This is a genomic window from Sphingomonas sp. LH128 (assembly GCF_000293195.2).
Taxonomy (GTDB): domain Bacteria; phylum Pseudomonadota; class Alphaproteobacteria; order Sphingomonadales; family Sphingomonadaceae; genus Novosphingobium; species Novosphingobium resinovorum_A.
In genome coordinates this window covers 1-24300 of the sequence record NZ_ALVC01000017.1, presented here as the reverse complement: position 1 = coordinate 24300, position 24300 = coordinate 1, and the positions used below count along the sequence as shown (strand labels likewise).

Below are 24300 nucleotides of genomic sequence, written 5' to 3'. Positions count from 1 at the left end.
TTCGCCATGCCGGTGTTCCTTCTGGGATTACCGGGACGTGGGCATGCGCCCGAATCCCGCAGGCGGCAGCACGAATCTCGCGCGCAACTGCGATACGGATTCGCGAGCGCGCGCCACTTCGTCCTCGGCGTGGATGTCGAGGACCGCTGCAAGGACCCGGTCGTGCTCGGCCCTGAGTTCCCGGCCCGCCACATCGTGGTTGCCGGCCTGCAAGGCCGCCAGAAGCCGCCTAAGGGTTTCGTGGTCGGCAAGCGATCCCGCCAGCCACGCCCGCTGGACAAGACTGTGTGTTGTCGAGGTGCCGAGGCGGACCTGCCAAAGCTGCCCGATCATGAGGCTGAGGACTTCGTTTCCTCCCGCTTTCGCGAGGGTGACGTGGAATTCCGCCAGACCATGGTGCCAACTTTCGAAGTCGGCATCCGCGCGGATTGCCCCCTCCAGGCTTTCCGCAAGCGCGTCCAGCAGTGTCTTGTCGGTTAGGCCCGCAGCATGAATCAGGGCAGAGCATTCCAGAGTCGAGAGAGTGCCGAGAACTTCGAAGGCGGAAGCGTCCAGGACTTGGTTGCCGAGGTCGCGATGCGCATCGACGACATATGTGCCCGATCCCACTCGCGTCTCGACCACGCCGAGCAGGTCGAGCGCGTGCAGAGCTTCGCGAATGATGGGGCGGCTGACACCCAGAGCCTGCGCGAGAACGCGTTCCGCCGGCAACCGTTCTCCGCGTTCGTACCGGCCATCGCGCAGATCCTGCATCAGACTGTGCAGCACCGATCGCGAGAGGCGCGCGGGTTCCTTGCCGCCGTGAGGCGGGAGGCCGCGTTGACGCACCATTGATCCTCACCCTGATTGACTAATTAAAGTATACTGTATGTCTATTTCGGGCTCTGAGCAAGGGTCTGCAATATGATTTCTCTTGGCTCACATGGAGTTGAAAGGCCGTGCCGATCGTTTGCGACGAAAGGCATGAGCGGACGAAGGTTGCCGCCGCTTGTCCGGGTTGATTCCTCAGGAAAGTAGATCGTCTCCGCGATCTTGCTGTGTCTCTCAGATCCGGTATGGAGCGGGTGGTGCATTTTTCTGCTCATTCCGAATGGTTGCTTGAATTTAGCGGCAAGGCCACGCCAGTTGATCGACTTGACATATATAAAGGATACTGTTTTTAATCCACGTGCCGAGACGGTCTTGTCGTTCGGCCGATGAAAAACAGATAGTGGAGTGGAGCGGCGATGGCTCGTCTACCGTGGGACTTGCAGGGGCGAGTCGTGGTTATTTCCGGTGGCAACGCCGGCATCGGCCTGGGCTTTGCCCGGGGCATTGCAAAGGCGGGCGGCGACCTTGTCATCTGGGGAAGGCGCCAGGACAAGAATGAAGTCGCGGCGGACGAGCTGCGCGGCCTGGGCGCCAAGGTGCTCACGCAGGAAGTCGATGTGTCCGACGAGAACCGGGTGATCGAGGCTTTCGCGCAGGCCGTATCGACGATGGGCCGCGTGGATGGCGCCATCGCCAATGCCGGCCTGATGATGAATCAGGGCTGCTTCACCAACATGACCGGCGAGGCGTGGCATTCGCTGCTGTCGGTCAACCAGCACGGCGCATTCTACCTCGCCCGTGAGGCCGCGCGCCATATGCGGGACCGTGCGGAGGCGGGCGACGCAGGCGGATCGATCCTGTTCTGTGCGAGCCTGTCCGCCGTGACCGGCTCGATCGGCATGCAGCACTATAATGCCTCGAAGGGCGCGATGGCGTCACTGGCCCGGGGGATCGCCGTCGATCTCGGCAAATATGGCATTCGGGCCAACACCGTCTGCCCCGGATACACCGAGAGCGAGACCGTCAAGGATCAGGGCCCCGATTCCCCGCTCGGCGCACAAGTGCGTGAGCGCTGTCCTATCCCGCGGTTCGGCGCGCCCGAGGATTTCGAAGGGATAGGGGTCTACTTCATGAGCGATGCATCGCGTTACCACACCGGCGATCTGGTGAAGGTCGACGGCGGCTGGATGGCCAATGCCGGCAAGCTCAACACCTCGCTGGAGCGCCGCGCATGAGCACGTCCGATACCGCAACCGAGGTCAAGACCAAGGTTTTCCGCGTCGAGCAGTTCCGCGACCCGGTGCTTCCCGCCGAGCGGCGGGCCGAGCTGGAGGCCGCCGAGGCCGAGCCGCTGGACATGACCGTCGAAGCCGTCCTTGCAGACGCGCAGGCTCAGACGGGCTTGTCCGACTTCGGGCCGGGCGATTTCACCCAACGTCTGGGGCTGCTGCTGGAAGAGGTCGGGAGCAATCCCAACCTGTGGCGCTTCGCCAAGGCGAACTTCCGCGCCGCCTGCGTCAAGCAGGTCGCGAACCGCCTGAAGAACAAGGCCTACCTCGATGCGCATCCCGAGGTCGATCGCGAGGTCATCGACCGCCCGATCATCATCGTCGGCCTGCCGCGCTCGGGCACCACGCATCTCGAGAACCTGATCGCCGCCGATCGCCGGCTGCGCCACCTGCCGGTCTACCTCGGCTCCGAGGCAGTGCTCGCGCCCGGCGAAGCGCCGGGGCCGGACGGGGTCGATCCGCGCTGGCTGCGTTCCAGCGCGCACTGGGACCGGATGAAGCAGAACGCCATCATGGCCGCGATGCACGAGCATTCGCCGGACCACGCCTGCGGCGAGAACGAACTGCAGATGCCCGATTTCACCACCTATCAGTGGGAATGGATGGCAGAGGTGCCGCGCTGGCGCGATCATCTGCTCGGCCACGACCAGACGCCCCACTATGCCTATGGCAAGCGGATGCTCAAGGCCATCGCTCACCAGTTCCCGTCGGACCGGCGCTGGATCCTCAAGGGCAACCAGCATTCCGAGCAGATACCCGCGCTCGTCGCCAACTATCCCGACGCCTACGTCGTCCAGATCCACCGCGACCCGCTGGCATTGCTGCAGTCGGTGCTGACCATGCGGGGCCTTTCCGTCCTCGCGCACCAGAAGCAGCCGGACATCCAGGCGCATGTTGCCTACTGGGTCGATCGCATAGAGCGCATGCTGCGCGCGTATTTGCGCGACATGGACACGGTGCCTCAGGGCCAGCGGCTCGATATCCTGTTCGGCGACGTCATCGCCGACGATGTCGGGACCGCGCAGAAGGTGCTGGAGTTCGCCGGGCTCCCCTGGAGCGAGGACAGCATCGCCGACATGCGCGAATACATGGACAGCCATCCGCGCGGCAAGGACGGGCGGGTGGTCTACGACCTCGCCGGTGACTTCAACCTCGACATCCCGGCGCTTCGGGAGCGCTTCGCGTTCTACCTCGACCGCTTTCCGGTTCGGGTGGAAGTGAAGGTCTGAGCAGCCGATTTCGCTGCGGCACAGAAAAAGACTTCGGGAGAATGGACATGACCCAGACGGCTCGGGACGCCAACGAACCCCTCAATGCCCAGATCATCAACGACGGCGCCGGGCGGCAGGATGCGGTCGATCTTGGCCATGGCATCTTCATGTCCAGGGACGTGTCCAATCTCTATCTGGTGACGACTGCGGACGGCAACGTCCTCGTCAACACCGGCATCATCTATAGCGCGGCGGAGAACCGGCGCCGCTTCGATGCCGTCTCCGACCAGCCGATCCGCAGGATCGTCCTGACCCAGAGCCACGAGGATCACATCGGCGGCTGGCCGACATTCAGCGGCCCGGAGGTGGAGACCATCGGGCAGGCGAACCTGCCCTTCGTGCGCAAGCAGTACCGCGATCTCGGCCCTGCCATGGGCGCACGCTCGCGCCGGTTGTGGAGCCGCGACCAGAAGCGCGAACTGACCGAGCGGCCCGAGCCGGTGCTGACCACCACGTTCCAGGACAGTCACCGCTTCGAACAGGGCGGCCGCGCATTCGAGTTGCTGTCGGTGAAGGGCGGGGAAACGGTCGATTCGCTTGCCGTCTGGCTGCCGCAGGAGCGTATCGTCTTCACCGGCAACATGACCGGGCCGATCTTCGGCCACGTGCCCAATCTCTACACCGTGCGGGGCGAGCGCTATCGCTATGTGCAGTGGTACATCGACAGCGTGCAGCGCGTCATCGATCTCGAACCCGAAGTGCTCATCACCGGTCACGGGGAGCCGGTGCGCGGCGCGGCCGAGATACGCTCCTGCCTGACCCGCATGCGCGATGCGGCGCAGTACCTGCGCGACCGGACCTTCGAGGGCATGAACGCAGGCAAGGGCCTGTGGGAACTGATGGATACCATCCGCCTGCCCGACGATCTCGCCATCCCGCAAGGGCACGGCAAAGTGCCCTGGATCGTACGTTCCATCTGGGAGGAGCATCTGGGCTGGTTCCGCTACGAATCCTCCACCGAACTCTATTCGGTTCCGCCCCAGGCCGTGTTTCCCGAACTCGTCGCGCTCGCGAGAGGCCATGCGCCGGTGCTCGGGCGGGCGAGGGCGCTGCTGGAGGAAGGCAAGCCGCTCCTCGCGCTCCATCTGGCCGAGGCCATTCCCGCCGGGGAGCCCGGGCATCGTGACGCGCTCGGCGTCCAGCTTGCAGCCCAGCGGGCGGTGCTCGAAGGCGCGGGGCGGGAGAACTTCAGCGAAGTGCGCTGGCTCGAAAGCGAAATTCTCCGGCTGGAGACGGCCCTGGGTGAAGCGCAGTGACCCATCCGCGTCTGTCTCTGGATGCCATGTGCACGTTCCGGTGGCCGTTCGAGCGCGAACTGGCGCTGTGGAAGGACGTGGGCGTCACGCACGCGGGCCTGCTGATGAACAAGATCGCGGACGATCCGGAGCGCCACCTTGGCGCGCTCGACGATGCCGGTATCCGCATCAGCACGCTCATCACCGCAGGCTTCCAGCTCGCCGCGCCCGAGACGTGGGATGCGACGCGCGAAACGCACAAGGCGATGATCGACCTGGTCGCGGCGCATGGCGGCCATTCGATCTATTTCACCAGCGGCCGGACGGTGCGCTGCAACTGGGACGAGGATGCGACGCTGTTCGCACAGGCCGTCGCGCCGACCGTTGAGCATGCCCGCGCAAACGGCGTGATCGCGGCGTTCGAGCCCAGCTTGCGGACCAGTGTTTCGTTCTGCACGCGCCTTGCCGACGCAGTGGACATCGCCGAGCGAACCGGGCTCGGGATCGTCTCCGACTTCAGCAACAACTGGATGGAGCGGGGTCTTGCCCAGACCCTGAAGCGCGCCATGCCGCACATCGCGCTTGTCCAGATCGGCGACATCGCCATCTCCGGACCGGGCGGGCGCTTGCACGTCGGGCAGGGCGACCTGCCGCTCGGCCGCATGATGAACGACGTGCTGGAAGCCGGTTACGAGGGCGTGTTCGACCTTGAGGTCGTGCCTGCGGACTACACCGCAGATACCGCAGAGGCCGAGTTTCGGGCGGGCATCGAGGCGGCTTCGGACCTGCTGTACGCGGCCGGAATCTGAGCACCGGTCGCGAACAATAACGGGAGAGGAATGGGAAGATGTCTACATTCGAAGGCAAGACGGCGCTGATCATCGGCGCCGGGCAGAACATCGGTCGCCAGATCGCCCTCGAATGGGCCCGCCGCGGCGCCCGCGTCGCGGTTGCCGACATATCGAGGGACGGGGCCGAAGAGACCGCCGAACTCGTGCGCGCACTGGGCGCCGAGAGCACCGGGCTGCATTGCAACGTGCTCGACGAGGCGTCGGTGCTGGAAACCATCGATGCCGCCGAAGCCGCGCTCGGTCCCCTCGACATCCACATGAACAATGCCGGGATACTCTCGGGCGGCAATCCCGAGGACATCCCGCTTGCCGAATGGCAGCGCATGTTCGACGTCAATCTCTTCGGCATGGTGCGCGCCAACGCCATTGTGGTTCCGCGCATGATGGGACGCGGCGAGGGGCACATCGTCAATACGGCCAGCTTCGCCGGGCTCTATCCGTTCGCCGCGAGCCGAATTCACTATGCGGCGTCCAAGGCGGCGGTGCTGTCCATGTCGCAGAACCTCGCGCTCTATCTCATGCAGTTCGGGATTCGCGTGAGCTGCCTGTGTCCCGGCCCGGTCATGACGACCTCGCCCGATGCGATGAAGCATTTCAGTGAAGGCTACACGATGCGGGCGCCGGGAAGCCATCTGTTCGTCAAGTCGCAGCCCGAGACGGCACGGATCCTGTCCGATGCGATGGAGGGCGGGGAGATCGTCGTGCCCACCCACGATGAGGTCTGGACGACGCTGGCCGAAGTCGCCGCGAACCCGGATGCCTTCATCGAGAAGAAGCATGCCGAATTCATGGCGGGCGATCCCGGCAAGCCGGGCATCACCCAGGCCGTCATCGATTCGATCCGGGGCTGAAGGGACGATAATGACCTTGCTCGATCCCCACGAACGTTCGGCGCGCGGTGCGCAGGTCGCGCTGCGCGCCACGGCGCGCGAACACGAGGTTCCGGCCACGCCGACCGAGGCGAGCTGGCGCGATTTCATCTTCGCGGAAATCTGGGCGCGACCGGGCCTCGAGATGCGCGCCCGCTACCTGATCTCGATCGCCAGCGCGGCCAGCAGCAACGGCCCGGCCGATCTTGTCGAGGATTACATTCGCGGCGCTCTGGTTACCCGTGAACTGACCCAGCCGGAGCTGCGAGAGGCGGCCTTGCACCTCGCCGTCTATGCCGGGTGGTCGCGCGGCGTGGAACTGGATCGGGCGATCACCCGCGTGACGATGGCGCTGGGGCAGCAGGTCAGCGAATACGACTCGATCAGGGCCGAGCCCTGGGATCCGGATTTCCGCGTGCGGGACGGCATCGACGAATTCAACACGGTCATGGGCTTTCCGGGACCGCCGCCGATGACCCCGTATTTCGAGGCGGGCATCGATAATTTCGTGTTCGGGGAAATGTGGAAGCGCGGCGCACTGGACCAACGCTCGCGGCGATGGATCACGCTGGTCGGCGTTTCCGAAAGCTGCGCGGCGACGCCGATCAAGACGCACTTCTACGCGGCGCTTTCGAGCGGCAACTGTACCGCGCACGAGTTGCAGGAGTTCGTCCTGCAGTACGCCGTCCATGCAGGGTGGCCGAAGGCTTCCGTGATCCAGGGCGCGGTGCTGGCGATGATCAGGAACCACCGGGAAGGTCTGCCGTGGGACGCATGATGAACACGCAGCCCATCCGGACCGCCTTCATCGGGCTGGGCAGCCAGGGCGCGCCCATGGCCGAGCGTATGCTCGCCGCAGGCTTCCCGCTGACGGTCTGGGCGCGGCGGCCGGAGGCGCTCGCCCCGTTCGTGGCGCAAGGCGCTCTGGCGGCGGCATCTTTGCCGGAACTTGCGGCCTGGGCCGATCACGTGGGTATCTGCGTGGTCGACGATGCCGGCGTTGCCGCTATTTGCGAGCAATTGCTGCCCGCGATGCGACCGGGCAGCCTGCTGGCGATCCACTCCACGATTCTGCCCGAAAGCTGCGAGCGCCTGGCGCGCCGCTGCGAAGCGGCCGGGATCGCATTTGTCGATGCCCCTGTCAGCGGCGGCGGCGGGGCGGCGGCGGCGGGCTCCCTGACGGTGATGTGCGGCGGCACGGAGGAAGCCTTCGCAAAGGCGAAGCCGGTTTTCGAGGCATTCGCCGGGCTGCTGGTGCACCTCGGGGCCGCGGGGGCCGGGCAACGCGCGAAGATCGTGAACAATTCGCTGATGGCGGCCAACATGGGACTGGCTCATGCCGCCCTCGCGGCAGCCGAGGCGCTCGGCATAGACCGCAAAGCGGCGGCAGAGCTGATCAAGGGCAGTAGCGGCCGCAGCTTCGGCTTCGAGGTCTATGCGCGACTTTCGCGTCCCGAGGACTTCGAGCACGGCGCGGCGCTCCTGCGCAAGGATGTCGCCCTCCTGAGGGCAAGCCTTGGCGTGAACGGACCGGGTCTCGTACTTGACGAGGCCGCCGCGGACTTTCTCGATGCGGCCGTGCATCGCGCCTAGAGCATTTTCTAATCAGGTAGAATCACCTGATGACTCGGAAAATGCGGCAAACGAGTGGCTATCCCTGCGGATATCCGAGCGCGGCGGAAAGCCCGCCGTCCACGAGCAGATCGGTCCCGCTGATGAACGATGCGCGATCGGAAGCCAGGAATTCGACGGCGTCGGCGATTTCCGACATGGCGCCTTCGCGCGACAACGGGGTCTGTGCGAACATTGCCCGCTTGCCCGCGCTCTTCTCGTAGGCGAGCGCCCCCATGGGCGTCGCGATGAGGCCGGGCGACAGCGACACGATACGCGCGCCGACCCGGCCCCAGTCCGCCGCCTCGCGCCGTGCCATCTGAAGCAAGCCGACCTTCGAGAGCGCGTAGGCGGTCGCAGGCGTGGCATTCTCGGCGCCCAGCACCCCGGCGATGCGGTCGGCGAGGTCCGGTGCGGCGGGCATTGCGAGGACTTCGATCACGGCCGGTGAAGGGCGGAAGCTGTGCGCGGCCAGCGACGCGATGAGGATGGCGCTTGCACCCGGCCGGGCGAGCGGCCGCAACGCTGCCGCAACCAGCGCTGGTCCACGCAGGTTCACCGCCAGTATTCTCGCAAAATCATCGGCCGCAATCGACAGGCCCGCAACGTGCACGAGGGAGCGAAATCCGCCCAGGCCCTCAGCCATGCGGGAGAGTGCCGCGACCGCGTCGGTGTCAGTGACATCGCATGCGAGCGGATGGACATCCGCGCCGTCACGGGCGAGTGAATCGGCCTGTGCACGGGCTGCCTCACCATCGATGTCGGCCAGCAGCACGCGGTGGGTCTGCGCCATGCGCCTTGCTACGGCCGAGCCCATCCCACCGGCACCGATGACGATCGCCAGCGGAAGGTCGGGCCTCCGGGTCCGGCCCGGAACGCCGCTCATTCTGGGGCGCCTTCGCCATCGTCGGACACGGCGGGCGTCCAGTCCGGATAAGCGCCGAGGCTGAGGACGATCAGGCCACTGACGATCGAAATGCTGACACCGGTGAGGAGAAGGGGGGAGTAACTGCCGAAGGCGTCGTGCGCCACTCCGGCGGAAAGCGGACCGATGGCCGATGCCAGCGCGATCATGCTCGTCATCACGCCGAAGATCGCACCGTAATGGCGAAGGCCTGCGTAGCGCGCGGTCAGGTAGCTGCACAGCTGCATCTTCGTGCCGGCCGCATAGCCGCTGATCATCATACCCACGACAACCAGCGCGGGAGTGGCGACCCCGTCCATGAGCAGGGGCCAGGCGATAGCGGTCGACGCCAGGGTCAGGCCGCCGATCCAGCGGGCATGAAAGCGATCGACCAGGGTTCCGGTGATGAGTTTGCCCGCAACCCCGGCGATCCCGGACAAGCTCACGAGCCAGGCGGCACTTTCGCGCGAGACCCCGGCCTCGACCAGAATGGGGAACTGATGCACCACGACGGCGATGGTCGCGGTCAGGATAAGGAAGGTGGCGATCGCGACTTTCCAGAGCGCGACACTGCGCCACGCCTGCGCGATCGTCAGGCCGGGCACGTCCGAGGCCGGTGCCGGTTTCTGGGCTCGGCGGTCACCGGGCGTGGCGGCCGCGCTTTTCCCCCTGAGGAACAGCACTGACAGGACGAAGGCAACGCCGCCCCAGCCGAGGCCCAGAATTACGAATGCTTTCCGCCAGCCGAAATGTGTGATCAGCCAGTTGCTGAGGGGCGGCGCGATGACCTGCGCCAGCGCGGTGCCCGACATGGTTATGCCAAGGGCGAGCCCGCGGCCCTTGGTGAAAGTGGCCGCCACGGCGGTGGACCACAGCGTCGACTGGACGAACAGGACGAACACCCCCCACACCAGCCACAAGACGATCCACTGCACGAACGAACCCGACGCCAGCGCGAAGGCGCAGATGGAAGCGGTCGTGAGCACCAAGCCCGGCAAGGCGATGCGGCGCACTCCGCTGCGGTCGATCAATGCCCCGATGAACGGCGAGAGCACGATGGAAATCAGGGCCGCCGCAGCAAGGCCGCTCGAAAGCTGCGTGCGGTCCCATCCGAAGTCGCGCGCCAACGGGTCCATGAACACCCCGGCGGCGGGGGTCATGAACGACATGAATGAGAAGCCGATCGAAGAGGCGAGCACGACCGGCCAGTAGCGACGCCACTCGGCCGATGCGGAAACGAGCTCTCCAGTCATATGCAACCTCTCCCTTGTGCCCGCTTGTCGCGGCGCGCGATTCTTCTTTGGGAGATCAGTATGGGGCGAGGACAGCGGCCGTCCACTAAAAGTATCCTCTTTTAGTGGGTCTGTACAACGCTCAAGCGATATGCACGGCTGGACGGCGAGATTTCATCTACTATTCGCCGCTACACCCATTGGATGCATCATCAATCGGCGGCGGAATAAAGGGTTCTTAATTTGCATCCCGCCGCCGCGCGTCATCCGCGTTGCCCGGTAGAAGCTGACGTATCAGCGGCTAGAGCGACGAAGCGGCGCTTCAGGCGCGAATGCCAGATCTTGCGGCTCAGCTGCGCGCCGAGCACCGCAAGTTCGCCGTCACCGAGGCCAATCGCGGTAAGTTCGAGCAGTTTCGCGTTCCGCCACTCGCGCACGAACACGCGATGCTCGGCGCTGGCGTTGTCCTCGATCGGCTCTGCGAACCGCCGGCGGGAGAAGGCGGAATTGATATCGAAGATGAGCTTGATGTATTCGCTCTGCGCCAGCGCGAAGATCGCATCCTGCGTCTCGCGTTCGAGCACCCTGACCGCATCGAAGGTGGCCTCATCCTTGAGCGCCGCGATCTTTGCCTTCAGGCGGCTGCATGTCGGCTCGATCGCCTGAGGATCGCGGCTTGCGGCCTTGCGCACCGCCTCCACCCACAGCGCCGAGGCAAGCACGGTCACGTCGCTGGGTTCCATGTCGAGCGTCTCGAGATACGCGCTGACGGTCGCTTCGATCGTGTCGGCGTCCGGACGTGCGCTGAAGTACCCGCCGTTCATGCCGCGCCGCACGCGCAGCAGGCCTTCACGCTCCAGCAGGCGGGCGACCTGACGTACCGTGGCGCGCGCACAACCGAGCTGGACGATGAGCGCCTCTTCACTCCCGAGAAGCGTGCCCTCCGGACTGGCGAGCGAAATTTCGCGAAGGCGTTCCGCGGCGACTTCCAGGGGGGTACGGGTTTTGGCGGCGATGCTCATGGATGCATCTCAAGCACAGAACGCGCGCGGCGGTCCAGTGCGCGTGTTTCAGAACAGCGCACGGACCTGCCGCATCGCCCGCCCGGCGTAGTCTTCAAGGCTGGCGATATCCGGTGCCTCGATCCGGTTTGGCGCTTCGAGACAGACCGGGACATGCGGGGGAAGGGCAGCTGCGAGGGCCTCCAGGGGGAGTTCCCCTTCGCCGGGAAGGGATCGTTCGAAGCACGCCTCTTCCATGTACGGCTTGCCGGGGCCTACCATTGCCGCATCGGACATCTGCACGCGTCCCAGAAGCTGCGGATCAAGCTGCGCGACCTGTTCCGCGCTGTTGCCGCAGCGAAACAGGTGCATGGCGTCGATGATCAGCTTGGCGTGCGGCGACCCCAGCGCGTCCAGTGCGCCCAAAGCGTGTTGAAGGCCGGGAAAGGCGTGAGGAGGGGCAAATTCGAGATAGAGGCCGAGACCGCGATCATGGGTCATCGACGCCAGTATCGCCAATTCGTCCATGGCGCGCGCCGGGTCCGTTTCGATGGCCACCGTGCCGACTGCGATCACACCCATTTCACCCATGAAGTCGAGATCCTTGTCGAGCGCGGCAACAGAGGAGCCCGGGCGGATCGCAAACCCCTCGCCGAGCGACAGGCATATCCCTTTGTCATCGGCCCGCTGCACCACTTCGAGCCGCGCGGATCGTACATCGCGCAGCGACCATGGTGCGAATTGCGGGAGGCGCCACGGGACCGGGGCAAGGCCAATGGAGATGTGCCCGCAGCCAAGTCGCGCCGCCAGATCGATGTGATCCCCGGGAGGCATTCCGAACACCGTTTGGGAATCGATGCCAAATCGGTTCATGTCCATATTCCTTCGTTGCTCTGACGATCGAGTCCGTCTCATTGCATTCGCATGCCAAAATACAGGATTCTTTTTTGCAATTTTTCTGAGTGATATCGCCGTCATGATGCAGATATTTCGGATAAAGTGCGCCCAATCGTTGTGTCGCCCTCTGAGTGTCGGGGCTGTGGGCGCAATATCCGCAAGACGCTCGAAGATGCGCGCCCAGGATATCGTTGCGGCAGCGGGCAAACTGACCCGGCTGGCGATGCTTCCACGAACTCCTGACGTCGGCTGCTCACTGGCGATGGAGCCTGCCTTCCCGAAATTTGAAGGGTAAGTACGGTTCTGACGAGTACGATCTCGCCGAATACGGCCTGAGCCGGGAAGTTCTCCGGGACCATTACGTCGATCGGTAGCGGATGGTCGTCCGCGCCTGAAGGGCACTCGCTTATTCGCGTGGACGATGCAGTTCAGCTTTGCGCCCGGCCTTGGCCCCTACACTATTCAAGGACCGAAACAAGAAACACGGCAGGGGAGAGAAAATGGGACGTTCAGCCAGTTTTCGTTCGCGATCCGGTCTGGGGACGGCGATGTGCATCGTCACGGGAGTGCTTTCAGCTGCCGTTGCCATTCCGGGCGAAGCTGCATCGCCAGAGCCGATTGCCTGGCCCGAAGCCGTTCCGCGGGGTGCGACCGCCGATCCTCTCTTCACGAAACCCTATGTCGACATCGACGAGTGGCGTGATGCACCGGTGCGGCACCGTTACGTGCATGGCGGCTTCACCGGCACGGACATGCGTTTTTCCTTCTACCTCCCGCCCAAGGAAAAGTACGAAGGACGCTTCTTCGAATACGTCACCCCGGTGCCGGACAGCGAGAACCTCGCGCAGAAGGACACGCGCGATGGCGGAGGCAACATCGGTTTCGCGGTCAACCATGGCGGCTATTACATCGAGACCAACGGCGGCGGAGCCAGCGCCAACTCGGGCCCCGCTTACGCGACCGACCCGACCATCGGGGCCTACCGGGCCAACGCAGCTGCAGCCCAATTCTCCCGCGTCGTCGCCGCCAGGATGTACGGGGGCAAGCGCCCCTTCGGCTACATCTGGGGCGGCAGCGGCGGCGCCTATCGGACCGTAGGCAGCATCGAGAACACGGCCGGTGTCTGGGACGGGGCGGTTCCCTTCGTGATGGGCTCGGCGATGGCGACGCCGTACAATTTCACCGCGCCGCTCTATGCCTATCGGGTCCTGGGAGACAAACTGCCCGGCATCATCGACGCCTTCGACGTCGGTGGAACGGGGGACCCTTACAAGGGGCTGGACGCCGAGCAGCGCTCGGCGCTTCGGGAGATCCTGCGGTTTGGTTATCCCTTGCCCGAGTTGCGCGCTCTCGCGCGCGGCTACGTCGGGGCCTTTCCGGTGCTTTATCCGGGCATGCTCGCGGCCGACCCGACGTACTTCACCGACTTCTGGACCAAGTCCGGCTATGAAGGATTCGATCCGCCCAAGTCCTTGCGCGACGCCCGTATCCAGCAAAAGGCGAAAGTCGTGCGGCTCATCATGGCGGCCGATGCAAACCGGCTAGGGATCGCGCTCAAGCCGCAGATGGGCCAGGCCCGGGGCACGGCGGAGCTTGCCTGGCAGGCGCTGATGGGTCCGGGAGGCAGCGAACTGCCGGTCGCCATCGAACTCGACGCGGTTCCGCAACGTGACTTCGGCAGCGCGGCCGACCTGAAGGTCAACAGCGGCGCAGCGGCGGGAGCGCTGCTTCGGCTGCAGCGCGTCGATGGGAAGATCGTCGTCCTGCAGAGCAACGATCCGGCCGTTCTCGCCAAGCTTGCCACCGGGGACGAAGTGCAGATCGACAACTCGAACTGGCTGGCCGCGCAGACTTATCACCGGCATCAGGTCCCGACCCCGGACTTCTACACCTGGAACCAGTATCGCGGCCCGGATGGCAAACCGCTGGGACCCCAGCGGCCCAAGCTGCTAGGTCCCCAGTTCGCCATCGGAGCGGCGGGCGCCGTGCCCACCGGCAGGATCGGCGCGAAAGTCATTCTCGTCGAAAATCTCTCGGACACTGCGGCATGGCCGTGGGGCGCGGACTGGTATCGTACTAAGGTGGGCGAGCACCTCGGCATGAAAGCCAACGACTCCTTCCGGGTCTGGTTCACCGAGCATGCCGAACATGGCGGTCAGGGCAGCGCCGAACTGGTGACTTTCACCGGCGTGCTGCAGCAGGCGCTGCTCGACGTCAGCGCGTGGGTGGAAAAGGGCATCGCACCGGCGCCGAGCACTGCCTATTCCATCAAGGACGGACAGGTTATCGTGCCGCCGACGGCAGCGGCGCGGCTGGGCATTCAGCCGGTGGTCGCGCTGCGGGCCAATGGCGGCCTGCGCGCCGAGGTCGCCGCCGGAAAGCCGGTCACCCTGACCGCCGAGGCTCGCCTTCCAAAAGGTACTGGCCGCATCGTCGGCGGGGAGTGGGATTTCGAGGGGAAGGGCAGTTTCAGCGATCCTGCGGTTCTGGAGTTCCGCAAGGACGGGAGCGCCGCAGTGAGCGTCACTCACGCTTTCGCGGTGCCGGGGACCTATTTCGTGGGACTGCGCGTGACCGCCCAGCGGGAAGTGGAAGCCGGAAGCCCGTATGGGCGGATCATGAACCTCGGCCGGGTTCGTGTCGTGGTGAAGTAGCCTCGACGCGCTATCTTTTCCGATCGAACGAGAACGGCTCCGGGGAAAACCCCGGAGCCGCATTTTTTCGTCCTGCCCGGTCGGGGCCGGACCAGTGGCCCGGCCTCGCCGCTCACGGTCAGAAGTTCTTGCGCACGCCGAACTGCACGATGCGGCCGATCGAGAAGGCGGAACCCTGGGTCGCGTCGTAACCCAGCCCGGTCGCGCTGCGGAACTCAGGGGGGGCGGCGTCGAACAGGTTCTGGACGTTCAGCGTGAACGACAGGTTGCTCGTCAGGACCGAATCGGACTTCACGTCGTACTTGAAGAATAGGTTGATGGCATCGAACGCCGACACTTTGGTCTGGCCGAACTCGACCGTGCCGCGCTTGTAGCCGGAGGTGTGGTTCCAGGTGACCTGTGCGCGAAGGCCACCAATCGTCGTTCCCAGAGTGCCCTGCATACGGAACACGGGCGTATTGAACGCCAGGTCGTCCGCGATCGGGAGCGATGGCAGCGCACGGGACTTCTGTGACAGGCGATAGTTGCCCGATGCGCTCGCATCGAACGAGGCGAAGCTGGTGTCGAGCACGTAGTTGGCGCTGAAGTCGATGCCATCGAGCTTCGCGGTCCCGAGGTTACGCGACCGGGTATCGAGCGAAACCAGGACGGGCGTGGTGACCCCGCCCGCAGTGATCAGCGCCTGAGAGGTCGAGGTGGGGTTGGCGACCGTGAAGTTGAAGTTGGCCGGATTGAACTGCGTCAGATAGGCGGCCAGTTCCTGACCGGTGGGCCGCACCGAGTAGAGCTGCGGGAAGTTGGCATAGTAGTCGGTGAGATCGGCGCTGGTCACCGGTCGGCCGATCGTGCCGGACAGGTCGATGTTGTAGTAGCTGGCGTTCAGGGTGAGCCCCGGCACGAAAGGCGGCTCGATTTCCAGTCCGGCGGACCAGTTGGTCGCCTTTTGGGGCTGCAGGCCGGGGGCCGTGCCGGATACGAAGAGACCGACCTCGCCGGGCGCTGCGGTCACGCCGGGCGGCGTGCGCAGGAAGGCGGCAGGCACCGTCGCGACCGCCGATGCCAGAACGCCAAGCTGGTCGACAGGTGATGGTGCGGTGAAGGACTTGCCCCAGTTGCCGCGTATCGCGATCCATTCGACGGGGCGCAGCGTGGCGGCGAACTTGGGATTGAAGGTGTCGCCGAAGTCGCTGTACTTGTCGTAGCGGGCCGAGGCGGACAGCGACAGCTCGTTGAGGAACGACATTTCGTTGCTGCTGCCGACGATCGGCACTTGCAGTTCGCCGAAGACGGAATCGACCTTCTGCGTGTAGCTGGTGGGGTCCTGGAAGGCATACGTGGTGGCGTTGGTCGTGCGCCGCTGGAAATTGTCCTGCATGTGTTCGTAGCCCACGGCAGCCTTGACCGAGCCGCCCGGGAGGGCGAACAGCGGGCCGTTGGCGATCGCGCGATAATCGAACAGTTCGTTGCGTCCCACGCCCTCGGCGTAACGAAGAAGGCTGGCGGCCGTGGCCGGGCTGGCGGCGCCCACGTCATAGGGGTTCAATGCCCCGGACGCGAGTGCGCTGGCCTGCGCGGTCGTGCTGATCTGTGCGTTGCGAAAGGAGGTGGTGGCGATGCCGTAGCTGAACAGGCCGCTCAGTTCCCAGTCGGAGCCGAGTTCGATCGAGATCGACGGCGCGATGCGCCATGTTTCCAGATTGGTTTCCTGCGTGGCAGAGCGAGCGCCGAACAGGGGGCTGTAGTCGTACCGAACGACTTGCGGCAGGCCGGTGTTGGCATCGCCGGTGGGGCGGTAATACGGCGATGCGGCGGTCAGCGTCGCCTGCCCCGTGGCTCCGGTGCTCAGAGCGCCGGTCCCCAGCGTGCCGCCTACGGCCTCGATGGCGCGGTTCGCATAGAGCGCGGTCACGTCGAAACGAACCGAGTCCGAGAGACGCTGGTTCAAACGGGCGAAGACCGTGTGCAGCGTCGCGGTGGGATAGATGGCAACCGTGTCCGAGAAGTCGCACACGTTGGGGCCACCGGCCGCCAGCCCGGCGCCCGACGGCACGTAGGTTGCCGTGCCGATGCTGACGTTCGGAGCGGCGCAGTTGCGACCGGTCGGCACCTTGGTGTCCCAGTTGATCTGCTTAACCCAGTCCCGGTCCGAACCATAGACGCTGTCATGGTGCGAATAGCCGTAGGCGACGTAGAAGCCGCCCGAGCCCCAATCCTTGCCTGCCATCGCACTGGCATCGACCGACTTGTAGTTTCGCCCAGGCCGTAGCGGGCGTCGACCTGAAGGCCGTTGAAGCGGTCGCGGGTGACGAAGTTCAGCACGCCGCCGAGAGCGTCCGAGCCGTAGACGGCCGAGCCGCCATCGGTCATGGCCTCGACGCGCGCGATGACGCCGGGCGCGATGATGTCGGGATCGACCGCAACCTGCTGGATGCCTGCACCGACCACACGCTGGCCGTCGAACAGAACGAGCGTCTGGGCGCCGCCGCTGGTGTTGGCGCCGGGCAGGTTGCGCAGGTTCGGACGGTTAATTGGATTGGACGCGTTCGCTCCGGCCTGGGGCGACACACCGGCGGGCAGGGCGTTGAAGAAGTTACCCACTTGCGGAACGCTGGCGAGAACCTGGCTCGTCGATGCGGCGCCGGTCGCGGTGACCTGTTCGCTGGTGACGCCGATGACGTTGTTGCCCGCCGGTGCGATGCCGCGGATGAGCGTACCGGTCACCACGATCGGCTCCGACGTGATCTGGTCGGCCGAGGTGTCCTCGGCGGGCGCCGCTTTCTCCTGCGCCGCCGCCATGCCCGGCATCAGGGCGATCCCGGCCACGCCGATCGCAAAACGCCACGCGGCGCGCTTCTTATTGAATTTCATCATGTTATCCTCCCCTTCTTGGTTGAAAACCATCGCCCGCCGGCTCTTTCCGACCGATCGGGCGCAACACGAATTGTCAGGTCTGCATGGCGAGCCTTTCTGCCGCGACGCGGCGCAGCTCGCTTGTCTTGATCTTGTTGCTGCCGGTGACCGCCAGATCCTCGGGCGCGAAGAACAGCACCCGGCGTGGAACCTTGTAGCTGGCCAGCCTGGTTCGGGCGTGGGACCGCAGGTCTTCCTCGCTGACCTGCGCGCGCTCGTGAAGGGCGACGCAGGACACCACGATCTCACCCAGCGTATCGTGCGGTACGCCGACCGTCTGCGCGACCTTGACGCCCGCGCATTCGCGGATGACCTCGTCGATCTCCAGCGGGGAGACGTTGGCGCCCCCGGTCTTGATGATGTCGTTCAGCCGGCCTTCCCAGTGCAGCCGTCCGGCATCGTCGAGCCACCCGCCGTCCCCGGTGCGCAGGAAGCCCTCCGCGTCGAGCGTGTCGGCAAGGGGCACGCCGAGGTAGCCGAGCATGAGCGTCGGCCCCTTGACCGCCAGTTCCCCGCGTTCGCCCAGCGGCATGGTCCGGCCGGTCAGAGGGTCGACGATCTTGAGGATATTGCCCGGCAAGGGCAGCCCGTGACTCTCTGCAGCCTCTTCCCGCGACGTCTGGGCAGGGTAAGCGGCGCTGAGCGTGAAAGTCTCGGTGTTGCCATAGCAATGCCGTGGCTCGATCCAGTCGACCTCGACCGTCGGATGCCGGGCGATCGGCGAGGTCTCGTCGACATAGACCAGCGAGGACAGATCGACTTCGGCCCAGTTCGGTGCGGCGATCAGTTGCTCCCACTGATGCGGCCAGGCGAAGAGGAACTGGACCTTGTGCGCCTCCATCAGCGCCAGCGCGTCGGCGGGCTGGAACGTGCGCTGCAGAACGATGGTGCCGCCTTTCGCGAGCGTGCCGCCCACGATCATCGCGAAGTTGCCGGACCAGAAGAAGCCATTCGCGGTCCAACTGCGAACGCCATCGCTCAGCCCTTGCTGCGGCCCCATGCGCCACATCTGCAAGGTCACCCCGCGATGCGAGGATACGATGCCCTTGGGAAGCGCGGTGGACCCTGAGGAAAAGAACAGCACGCCGGCATCGGCCGGAGAGACCGCAGCGGCACGCGCGGCAATACTCGCCTCCGCGATCGCGTTGCCCGCCGCGAGGAAAGCGGACCAGTCCTGCACCGCTCCGCAGGCCCCGTCGCCGACCATGACCAGCGTCTTGAGAAAGGGAAAGCGCAGCGAGGCGAAGCTATGCGGCGTGGCCTCGGTAACCCGGGTATCGAGTTCGGCCAGTGCCGCCAGGAAGTCCTTCTTGAGCACGGTGCGCTCGAACAGCAGTGTAGAGATCGCCGATTTCTCGATGAGGTAACCAAGCTCGGCGGCCGTCGAGAAAGTTCCGATCGGCGCGGCGACACCTCCGGCGAGCGCGATGCCGAAAGTGGCGGACAGGAATTCCGGCCGGTTCGTCATCAGAACGCCGACCCGCTCGCCGTGCGCAAGCCCACAGGCGACGAGCGCTTTGGCCACCGCATTGGCTTCCCGCCAGAGGTCCGCATAGGACCAGCGCTCGGTCGTGCCATCCGGCCGGGAATGGATCAGGGCCTCGCGGCTGCAATATTGCGCTGTAACTTCGCGCAGGAAGCCCCCGAGCGTCAGCGCGCCCAGGCCGGCCTCGTCGCCGAGCGGCAGACCGCAGGAGACGGACAGGGCCTGATCGGCTATGAAGCGGTGCTGAGTCACGGCGTCGATCCGGTCAGTAGGGAAGCTGGACTTCGTTGACCGAAGTTACGACCGTCTTGCCGTCCTGGTTAGTCATCCGCACCTCGATCCGCACTACAGGGAAGCCCCATTCCGAATCCGCGATCTTCTCGACCACTTCGCCCTCGATCCAGGTGACGTCGCCTTCGAACGCAGGACCGCGGAACTCGGACTTGGCGTGGCGGACCATGCCGTCGTGCCCGGCCCAGAAGGCCAGGTAGTCGGTGTTCCACGCGGCCATCGTAGCGCCGTAGCCGTAAGCACGGTGCATCCCGATCTCGCTCGCCCGGCTGTCGTCGATGTGGCCACGCGATGGACCGAGGTAGAGCCCGTCACGCAGGCGCGGATCGATCATCGCGCCTTCCTCGTCGAAGCTGAACCCGTCGATCCAGCCCATGTCCTGATTGACCCAGCAGTCGGGCACGCCATCCACGCCCTGCCAGTAGAAGCTGCCCCAGATGTTGAATACGAAAGCGCGGTATTCAGTGGTGAAGCTCGCGATCGAGTGCGGGCCGATCACCCGGCGCGGCAGCTTGTCGCCCACCGCGACGTCCTCGAAATGCGGTGACTTGCCGTCGCGATTGGAAAGGAACCAGTCGCGCCGCACCTGGTCGATTTCCGCCAGTTCCGCCTGTGTCCATTTGTGCGGCGTGCCTGCGGTGGAGGCGTACATGCCCCGCTTTTCGGCCTCCTTGGCAAGATAGCGGATCACGGTAGGGCAGGATTTGGCGATGAGGTCACCGCGCTGGTTGCGATGGATCGTGTCGCCGCGCTGGAACAGGGTCGGACCGGCGAACTTGGTGTCTGTCAGCTTGTAGCCGGTGAAGATCCGCTCATGGCTGATCTGGTCGCCGGGCCGGACGTTCACGCCGTACCACCACCATTCCTCGCCGCCGAAGATCATGTGCTGGCCATCGATCCGGCCCACGCAGGCCTGATTGTTGCCGTGCCCGTAATCGAGTGCGACCAGCATGGATTGCGGTGCGATTATGTCCCCGAATTTGGACGCCGCTGCAAATCGCTGGTCCCAGTGGATCGGGTTGACGTAGTCCATCGCCATGACCCAGCGGCGGATGTCCGTCTTGTTGCATGGCTCCCACAGCTCGCCGCCGCCGACCTGGTGACCAAGTCGCCACTCGACGTCGCTGATATCCATTTCGATCCTGGGATCCGCTTCGGCCATGTCCCGCTCCTCCTCGCGAAACCACGCGACGCAGGGCAGGCCTGCAACGTCGCTGGTTCGTCGTTGAGGGGCATAGTCGCGCAATCAGAACCGTATGGCTTGACCTATCAGGACAAAGTGTTCCCTGCCGTTGCAGACTTGCGGGTCGCGCGTAGCTGCGAAGGCGATTGCTAAACCCCGCGCTTATGCGCAACAAAGCTGCCGGATTCTAATCCGCGCTGGTTGAAGCCAGGGGGCAGGTCAGCACCAATCGAACCGCACCTAACGGCGGCCAGTTGCAGCACGGGCATGGGGTTTATCGTGCGATTTTGCGGATGTTGCGCGCCATCTCATCGAGATGCGACGACCAGGTTCCGCAGCAGCCTCCAAAGATATCGATATGCGGATAGCGTTGCGCCAGGTTGCTGATGCGATGGCCCAGGTCGACGGGGTCTCCTTCCTCCAAGTGGCCGATCGAGCACAACTCGATCTTGTCCTTTGCGCTCGCATTTGGGCGTAAGCTGCGCAAGCGCCGGACCCAGTCTCCCGGTTCGAGCGCCGGTTCGAATTCAAGCGGATGCGAGCAATTGATACCGTAGTAGTCCGGCTTGGCGTCGCCAGCCTGCGCATCGATGGTCTCGACGGCTTCTTTCAGGCTTGCGCCCGATTTGAGGTGGTGGTCGCTATCCAGCATGAAGGAGATGCCAAGGGGGAGGCCGATCCGCGCAGCCGCCCGTGCTACACCGAGCGCCTCAGGGATGCCGTTGAATGTGGCCGCCCACACAAAGTCGACCTCCGCACGCTTGAGCACCTCGAACTGAAAACCGTGATAATCCTCGGCTTCGTCGGCCGTGATCGTCCGGTTGAGCGAGTAGGCGTCTCCACGCGGGCCAACTTGTCCGCCGATGAGGATTTCCGTGACTTGTCCCTCATAGGGCCGCGCGACCTCGCGAAGGAAGTCAATCGACCGTTGGAGCGCATCGGCGAGTCCGGCACGCGAATAGCCGAGCTTGTCGCCCCAGTCCGGGCTGCCGCGATAGTCGAGCCCAGAGAGCATCGCGACGAAGCCGTGCTCGGCGGCGACGTCGAGTACGCGGCTGTACATCGTCTTCAGGTCGGACATGGCGGCGGGATTGTCGAGCAAGGGATACATGGCAAATTCCGGCAGATCGTGCCCGTACCGATATTGTATCTCGGTCTCCTGACCGCCTTCCGTCAGATAGAAGCGGCCGTCTCTCTGCGGAGTAAATCCTGCCATCTTCCACGTCCTCGCGTTGGCACGCCCAATCATATCTTATTGAGAGGGGCACTTGAAGTCCTGGAAAACTCACCATCGCCAATAGTATCCGCGCGACAAAAAAGCTCGAGATCTGCCGGTTGGAACACGGCCGAGCTTGCTCGCTCGAGATGGGGAAGCGGCCGGTCTGCCCTTGGAGAGTGAAAATCGGCGGATAAGCGACTGGGATGGGTCGGGCCGAGAAGCCCGTCATCCTGGAAGCCATCATTGGAAAGAATTGAAAGCCTTTCGACCTGCCCTGCCTGGGGCACGGTTCGTCCATCCGTTTCCCTTTTTAACGATTCCGTGTCTAGGGGCCGACGAACTCGCTTGATGCCGACTTCGGCGTCGCTTCCATTCCTTGGTCGATCATCGGCCTTATTCGCCACGTGTCGGGCGCGCTGTGTCGCACTCGCTTTCGGCGAAACCGGAGAAAAACATGTCCGCTAGCCAGGCGCCCAGCGCCCAATTCGGCTGGTTCAAACGCAGCAGCGAACTGACCCTGGACGACGTGACCGTCATCGACCGATCCACCATCAACCGGGCGGTTGGCGCCGCCGCGCTCGGCAACGCGATGGAGTGGTTCGACTTTGGCGTATATGGCTATATCGCCATCACGCTGGGTCACGTCTTCTTCCCTACGGGCAGTCCGACAGCCCAGTTGATCGCCACGTTCGCAACGTTCACGGCGGCGTTTTTCGTCCGGCCGCTGGGCGGTCTGGTGTTCGGTCCGCTGGGCGATCGCTACGGGAGGCACCGGATTCTGGCGCTCACCATGATAATGATGGCCGCGGGCACCTTCGCGATCGGCCTGATCCCGTCCTATGCGCAGATCGGCATCGCGGCGCCGGCGCTGCTGCTGGCGGCGCGACTGGTGCAGGGCTTCTCGACCGGCGGCGAATACGGCGGTGCGGCCACGTTCATAGCCGAGTATTCGACCGACCGCCGCCGAGGGCAAATGGGCAGCTGGCTCGAATTCGGGACACTGGGGGGCTACATCGCAGGCGCCGGCACCGTCACCGCGCTGCAGATGATGCTGTCTCCGGCCGAGATGCTGGCTTGGGGCTGGCGCATACCCTTCCTGATCGCCGGACCGCTGGGCCTGCTGGGCCTCTACATGCGGCTCAAGCTGGAGGAAACTCCCGCCTTCCAGGCCTACACCGAGGAAGTGGACAAGCGCGAGGGCGATCGTCCCCGGCTGGGTGATCTGTTCCGGGTTCACCGTGTGCAGTTGCTGAAATGCATGGGGCTAGTCCTGGTGTTCAACGTGACCGACTACATGCTGCTCACGTATATGCCGAACTATCTGAGTGTCACGATGGGCTATGCGCAGAGCAAGGGCCTGTTGCTTATCATTCTGGTGATGGTCGTGATGATGCCGCTCAATGTAATGGGTGGGCTCTTCAGCGACAAGCTTGGTCGCCGTCCCATGATCATCGGTGCCTGCGCCGCACTGATACTTCTGTCTATCCCTTGCATGCTGCTGATCGGCACTGGAAACGATGGCCTGATCTTCCTCGGCCTCATGATTCTGGGCGTCGCACTGGTGTGCTTCACCAGTTCCATGCCGTCGACGCTGCCTGCTCTGTTTTATACGCCGGTTCGTTACAGCGCCCTGTCGATCGCGTTCAACGTGTCGGTCTCACTGTTCGGTGGCACGACGCCGCTGCTGACCGCCTGGCTGGTGGATAAGACGGGCGACCCGCTGATGCCGGCCTACTACCTTATGGGGGCGGCCACAATCGGCCTCGTCACCATGCTCACGGTAAAGGAGACAGCGGGCATGCCGCTGCGCGGATCACCGCCCGCCGTGGAGACCAGGGCAGAGGCCATGGCACTCGTGAAGGGCGACGATCCTGTCACGGTCGACCGGGCGCTGCCCGATCAGGACGTGTCGCGCGCCGATTACGGCAACGTGGAGCTAATGCCTGCACTCGCCGATTAGGGCGACCCACCATCTCCCGTGTCGATCCGCGCTGGTTCAGAAGGTGTAATGCAGTTGGGCCTCTTCTCCGGCGGCGAGCGACCGCGACCATGTCGCAATACCGTCCGTCTCGGCTAGCGTCTCACCCTGTGCGACGATCTTCTGGCCGGGCGAGCCGATCGGGATTTCCACCGCCACGGGGAAGGGGTTGGCGTTCGAGATGGTCAGCACCAACTCCTTTTGCGTCAGCCGCTTCTGGGTCGCCAGGACTTGCATGCTCGTCCCGGCGGCAAGGCGGAAGGTCTCTCCCTCGGCCCGGTCCGTCAGCGTGCCGAGACCCAGAAGCTGTCGGCCTGCCGCACCCTGCGCATAAAGCGCGGTCGTGCCTTGGGGCAGGGCAAGTCCAAGCCCCGCCGCGCTTTCATTGCGCAGGACCAGCACGATGGTAGTCGGCGCGCCGTCCAGCATCTGCCAGGGGGAGACGGTGCGGCGATATCGGCGCTCGAACGGGATGTTCCCGCGCGCCAGCAGCGCGACCTGCTTTTGCGCGCGCGGGACGACGGTGACCCGTTCCGGAACGCGGTAGAGCTTGAGGTCACCCAGATCCTCGGGAGGAGGAGGAGGGGGCGGCGGTGGCGGCGGAGGGGG

At 64.8% G+C, this 24300-nt stretch carries 19 protein-coding genes and 1 pseudogene; 9 read left to right on the top strand and 11 right to left on the bottom strand.

The genetic code is table 11. The features are described from left to right. Nucleotides 1-27: 27 nt before the first annotated feature. Nucleotides 28-831: a FadR/GntR family transcriptional regulator gene (locus tag LH128_RS01935; RefSeq protein ID WP_008827887.1), complete on the bottom strand. Its 804-nt coding sequence runs from the start codon at nt 829-831 to the stop codon at nt 28-30. 431 nt (nt 832-1262) lie between these two features. Here LH128_RS01935 and LH128_RS01930 point away from each other — a divergent pair, with 431 nt between their 5' ends. The 7 genes from LH128_RS01930 to LH128_RS01900 are packed head-to-tail and all read left to right on the top strand — an operon-like array spanning nt 1263 to nt 7918. Continuing rightward, on the top strand, nt 1263-2045 hold the full coding sequence (locus LH128_RS01930) for an SDR family NAD(P)-dependent oxidoreductase (RefSeq protein WP_008827886.1): 783 nt from the start codon (nt 1263-1265) through the stop codon (nt 2043-2045). Continuing rightward, entirely contained in the window at nt 2042-3328 is a 1287-nt protein-coding gene (locus LH128_RS01925; RefSeq protein ID WP_008827885.1) for a sulfotransferase family protein, read from the top strand. Before LH128_RS01930 ends, LH128_RS01925 begins: the two co-directional genes overlap by 4 nt. 47 nt (nt 3329-3375) lie before the next feature. Beyond that, nucleotides 3376-4626 carry an MBL fold metallo-hydrolase gene (locus LH128_RS01920; protein WP_172704881.1) on the top strand — a complete coding sequence of 417 codons (1251 nt, stop codon included), beginning with the start codon at nt 3376-3378 and terminating at the stop codon, nt 4624-4626. Next, complete coding sequence (locus tag LH128_RS01915; protein WP_051211384.1) at nt 4623-5414, top strand: sugar phosphate isomerase/epimerase family protein; 792 nt, start codon at nt 4623-4625, stop codon at nt 5412-5414. The genes LH128_RS01920 and LH128_RS01915 overlap by 4 nt, the downstream gene beginning before the upstream one ends. A 38-nt stretch (nt 5415-5452) precedes the next feature. Further along, nucleotides 5453-6307, top strand: coding sequence for an SDR family NAD(P)-dependent oxidoreductase (locus LH128_RS01910; protein WP_008827882.1), 855 nt, complete (start codon nt 5453-5455; stop codon nt 6305-6307). A gap of 10 nt (nt 6308-6317) precedes the next feature. Further along, nucleotides 6318-7103 carry a carboxymuconolactone decarboxylase family protein gene (locus LH128_RS01905; protein WP_008827881.1) on the top strand — a complete coding sequence of 262 codons (786 nt, stop codon included), beginning with the start codon at nt 6318-6320 and terminating at the stop codon, nt 7101-7103. After that, entirely contained in the window at nt 7100-7918 is an 819-nt protein-coding gene (locus tag LH128_RS01900; RefSeq protein ID WP_037517131.1) for an NAD(P)-dependent oxidoreductase, read from the top strand. Before LH128_RS01905 ends, LH128_RS01900 begins: the two co-directional genes overlap by 4 nt. Before the next feature lie 58 nt (nt 7919-7976). Here the strand turns inward: LH128_RS01900 and LH128_RS01895 are convergent, their stop codons facing one another. From LH128_RS01895 to LH128_RS01880, 4 genes are all read right to left on the bottom strand, one after another. Then, on the bottom strand, nt 7977-8822 hold the full coding sequence (locus tag LH128_RS01895; protein ID WP_008827879.1) for an SDR family oxidoreductase: 846 nt from the start codon (nt 8820-8822) through the stop codon (nt 7977-7979). Then, nucleotides 8819-10093, bottom strand: a complete 1275-nt coding sequence (locus LH128_RS01890; protein ID WP_008827878.1) for an MFS transporter — start codon at nt 10091-10093, stop codon at nt 8819-8821. The genes LH128_RS01895 and LH128_RS01890 overlap by 4 nt, the downstream gene beginning before the upstream one ends. A 242-nt stretch (nt 10094-10335) precedes the next feature. Then, nucleotides 10336-11094, bottom strand: coding sequence for a GntR family transcriptional regulator (locus tag LH128_RS31170; RefSeq protein WP_008827877.1), 759 nt, complete (start codon nt 11092-11094; stop codon nt 10336-10338). A gap of 48 nt (nt 11095-11142) precedes the next feature. Further along, a complete protein-coding gene (locus tag LH128_RS01880; RefSeq protein ID WP_083910042.1) occupies nt 11143-12051 on the bottom strand; it encodes a sugar phosphate isomerase/epimerase family protein in 909 nt (302 codons plus the stop codon). A 419-nt stretch (nt 12052-12470) separates the two neighbouring features. Here LH128_RS01880 and LH128_RS01875 point away from each other — a divergent pair, with 419 nt between their 5' ends. Further along, nucleotides 12471-14624, top strand: coding sequence for a PKD domain-containing protein (locus tag LH128_RS01875; RefSeq protein ID WP_172704880.1), 2154 nt, complete (start codon nt 12471-12473; stop codon nt 14622-14624). Between the two features lie 118 nt (nt 14625-14742). Here the strand turns inward: LH128_RS01875 and LH128_RS01870 are convergent, their stop codons facing one another. From LH128_RS01870 to LH128_RS01855, 5 genes are all read right to left on the bottom strand, one after another. Then, nucleotides 14743-16533, bottom strand: coding sequence for a TonB-dependent receptor domain-containing protein (locus LH128_RS01870; RefSeq protein ID WP_327195025.1), 1791 nt, complete (start codon nt 16531-16533; stop codon nt 14743-14745). A 32-nt stretch (nt 16534-16565) separates the two neighbouring features. Further along, on the bottom strand, nt 16566-17495 hold the full coding sequence (locus LH128_RS34255; RefSeq protein WP_327195019.1) for a TonB-dependent receptor plug domain-containing protein: 930 nt from the start codon (nt 17493-17495) through the stop codon (nt 16566-16568). 73 nt (nt 17496-17568) lie between these two features. Next, nucleotides 17569-19272 carry a class I adenylate-forming enzyme family protein gene (locus tag LH128_RS01865; protein WP_008827874.1) on the bottom strand — a complete coding sequence of 568 codons (1704 nt, stop codon included), beginning with the start codon at nt 19270-19272 and terminating at the stop codon, nt 17569-17571. Between the two features lie 13 nt (nt 19273-19285). Then, complete coding sequence (locus LH128_RS01860) at nt 19286-20473, bottom strand: MaoC family dehydratase (RefSeq protein ID WP_008827873.1); 1188 nt, start codon at nt 20471-20473, stop codon at nt 19286-19288. 295 nt (nt 20474-20768) lie between these two features. Then, nucleotides 20769-21710, bottom strand: a complete 942-nt coding sequence (locus LH128_RS01855; RefSeq protein WP_008827872.1) for a homocysteine S-methyltransferase family protein — start codon at nt 21708-21710, stop codon at nt 20769-20771. 457 nt (nt 21711-22167) lie between these two features. On the opposite strand from LH128_RS01855, the gene proP reads away from it, so the two are divergent. Further along, complete coding sequence (gene proP / locus LH128_RS01850) at nt 22168-23673, top strand: glycine betaine/L-proline transporter ProP (RefSeq protein ID WP_008827871.1); 1506 nt, start codon at nt 22168-22170, stop codon at nt 23671-23673. 36 nt (nt 23674-23709) lie between these two features. Here the strand turns inward: proP and LH128_RS01845 are convergent. Further along, nucleotides 23710-24300: pseudogene (locus tag LH128_RS01845) on the bottom strand (DUF4139 domain-containing protein); the annotation flags it as partial.

Excerpts from the sequence above, each read along its gene's own strand:
- LH128_RS01935 (WP_008827887.1), bottom strand. The coding sequence starts at position 831 with ATGGTGCGTCAACGCGGCCTCCCGCCTCACGGCGGCAAGGAACCCGCG.
- LH128_RS01925 (WP_008827885.1), top strand. The coding sequence starts at position 2,042 with ATGAGCACGTCCGATACCGCAACCGAGGTCAAGACCAAGGTTTTCCGC.
- LH128_RS01920 (WP_172704881.1), top strand. The coding sequence starts at position 3,376 with ATGACCCAGACGGCTCGGGACGCCAACGAACCCCTCAATGCCCAGATC.
- LH128_RS01910 (WP_008827882.1), top strand. The coding sequence starts at position 5,453 with ATGTCTACATTCGAAGGCAAGACGGCGCTGATCATCGGCGCCGGGCAG.
- LH128_RS01905 (WP_008827881.1), top strand. The coding sequence starts at position 6,318 with ATGACCTTGCTCGATCCCCACGAACGTTCGGCGCGCGGTGCGCAGGTC.
- LH128_RS01900 (WP_037517131.1), top strand. The coding sequence starts at position 7,100 with ATGATGAACACGCAGCCCATCCGGACCGCCTTCATCGGGCTGGGCAGC.
- LH128_RS01895 (WP_008827879.1), bottom strand. The coding sequence starts at position 8,822 with ATGAGCGGCGTTCCGGGCCGGACCCGGAGGCCCGACCTTCCGCTGGCG.
- LH128_RS01890 (WP_008827878.1), bottom strand. The coding sequence starts at position 10,093 with ATGACTGGAGAGCTCGTTTCCGCATCGGCCGAGTGGCGTCGCTACTGG.
- LH128_RS31170 (WP_008827877.1), bottom strand. The coding sequence starts at position 11,094 with ATGAGCATCGCCGCCAAAACCCGTACCCCCCTGGAAGTCGCCGCGGAA.
- LH128_RS01880 (WP_083910042.1), bottom strand. The coding sequence starts at position 12,051 with ATGACGGCGATATCACTCAGAAAAATTGCAAAAAAGAATCCTGTATTT.
- LH128_RS01875 (WP_172704880.1), top strand. The coding sequence starts at position 12,471 with ATGGGACGTTCAGCCAGTTTTCGTTCGCGATCCGGTCTGGGGACGGCG.
- LH128_RS34255 (WP_327195019.1), bottom strand. The coding sequence starts at position 17,495 with ATGATGAAATTCAATAAGAAGCGCGCCGCGTGGCGTTTTGCGATCGGC.
- LH128_RS01860 (WP_008827873.1), bottom strand. The coding sequence starts at position 20,473 with ATGGCCGAAGCGGATCCCAGGATCGAAATGGATATCAGCGACGTCGAG.
- LH128_RS01855 (WP_008827872.1), bottom strand. The coding sequence starts at position 21,710 with ATGGCAGGATTTACTCCGCAGAGAGACGGCCGCTTCTATCTGACGGAA.
- proP (WP_008827871.1), top strand. The coding sequence starts at position 22,168 with ATGTCCGCTAGCCAGGCGCCCAGCGCCCAATTCGGCTGGTTCAAACGC.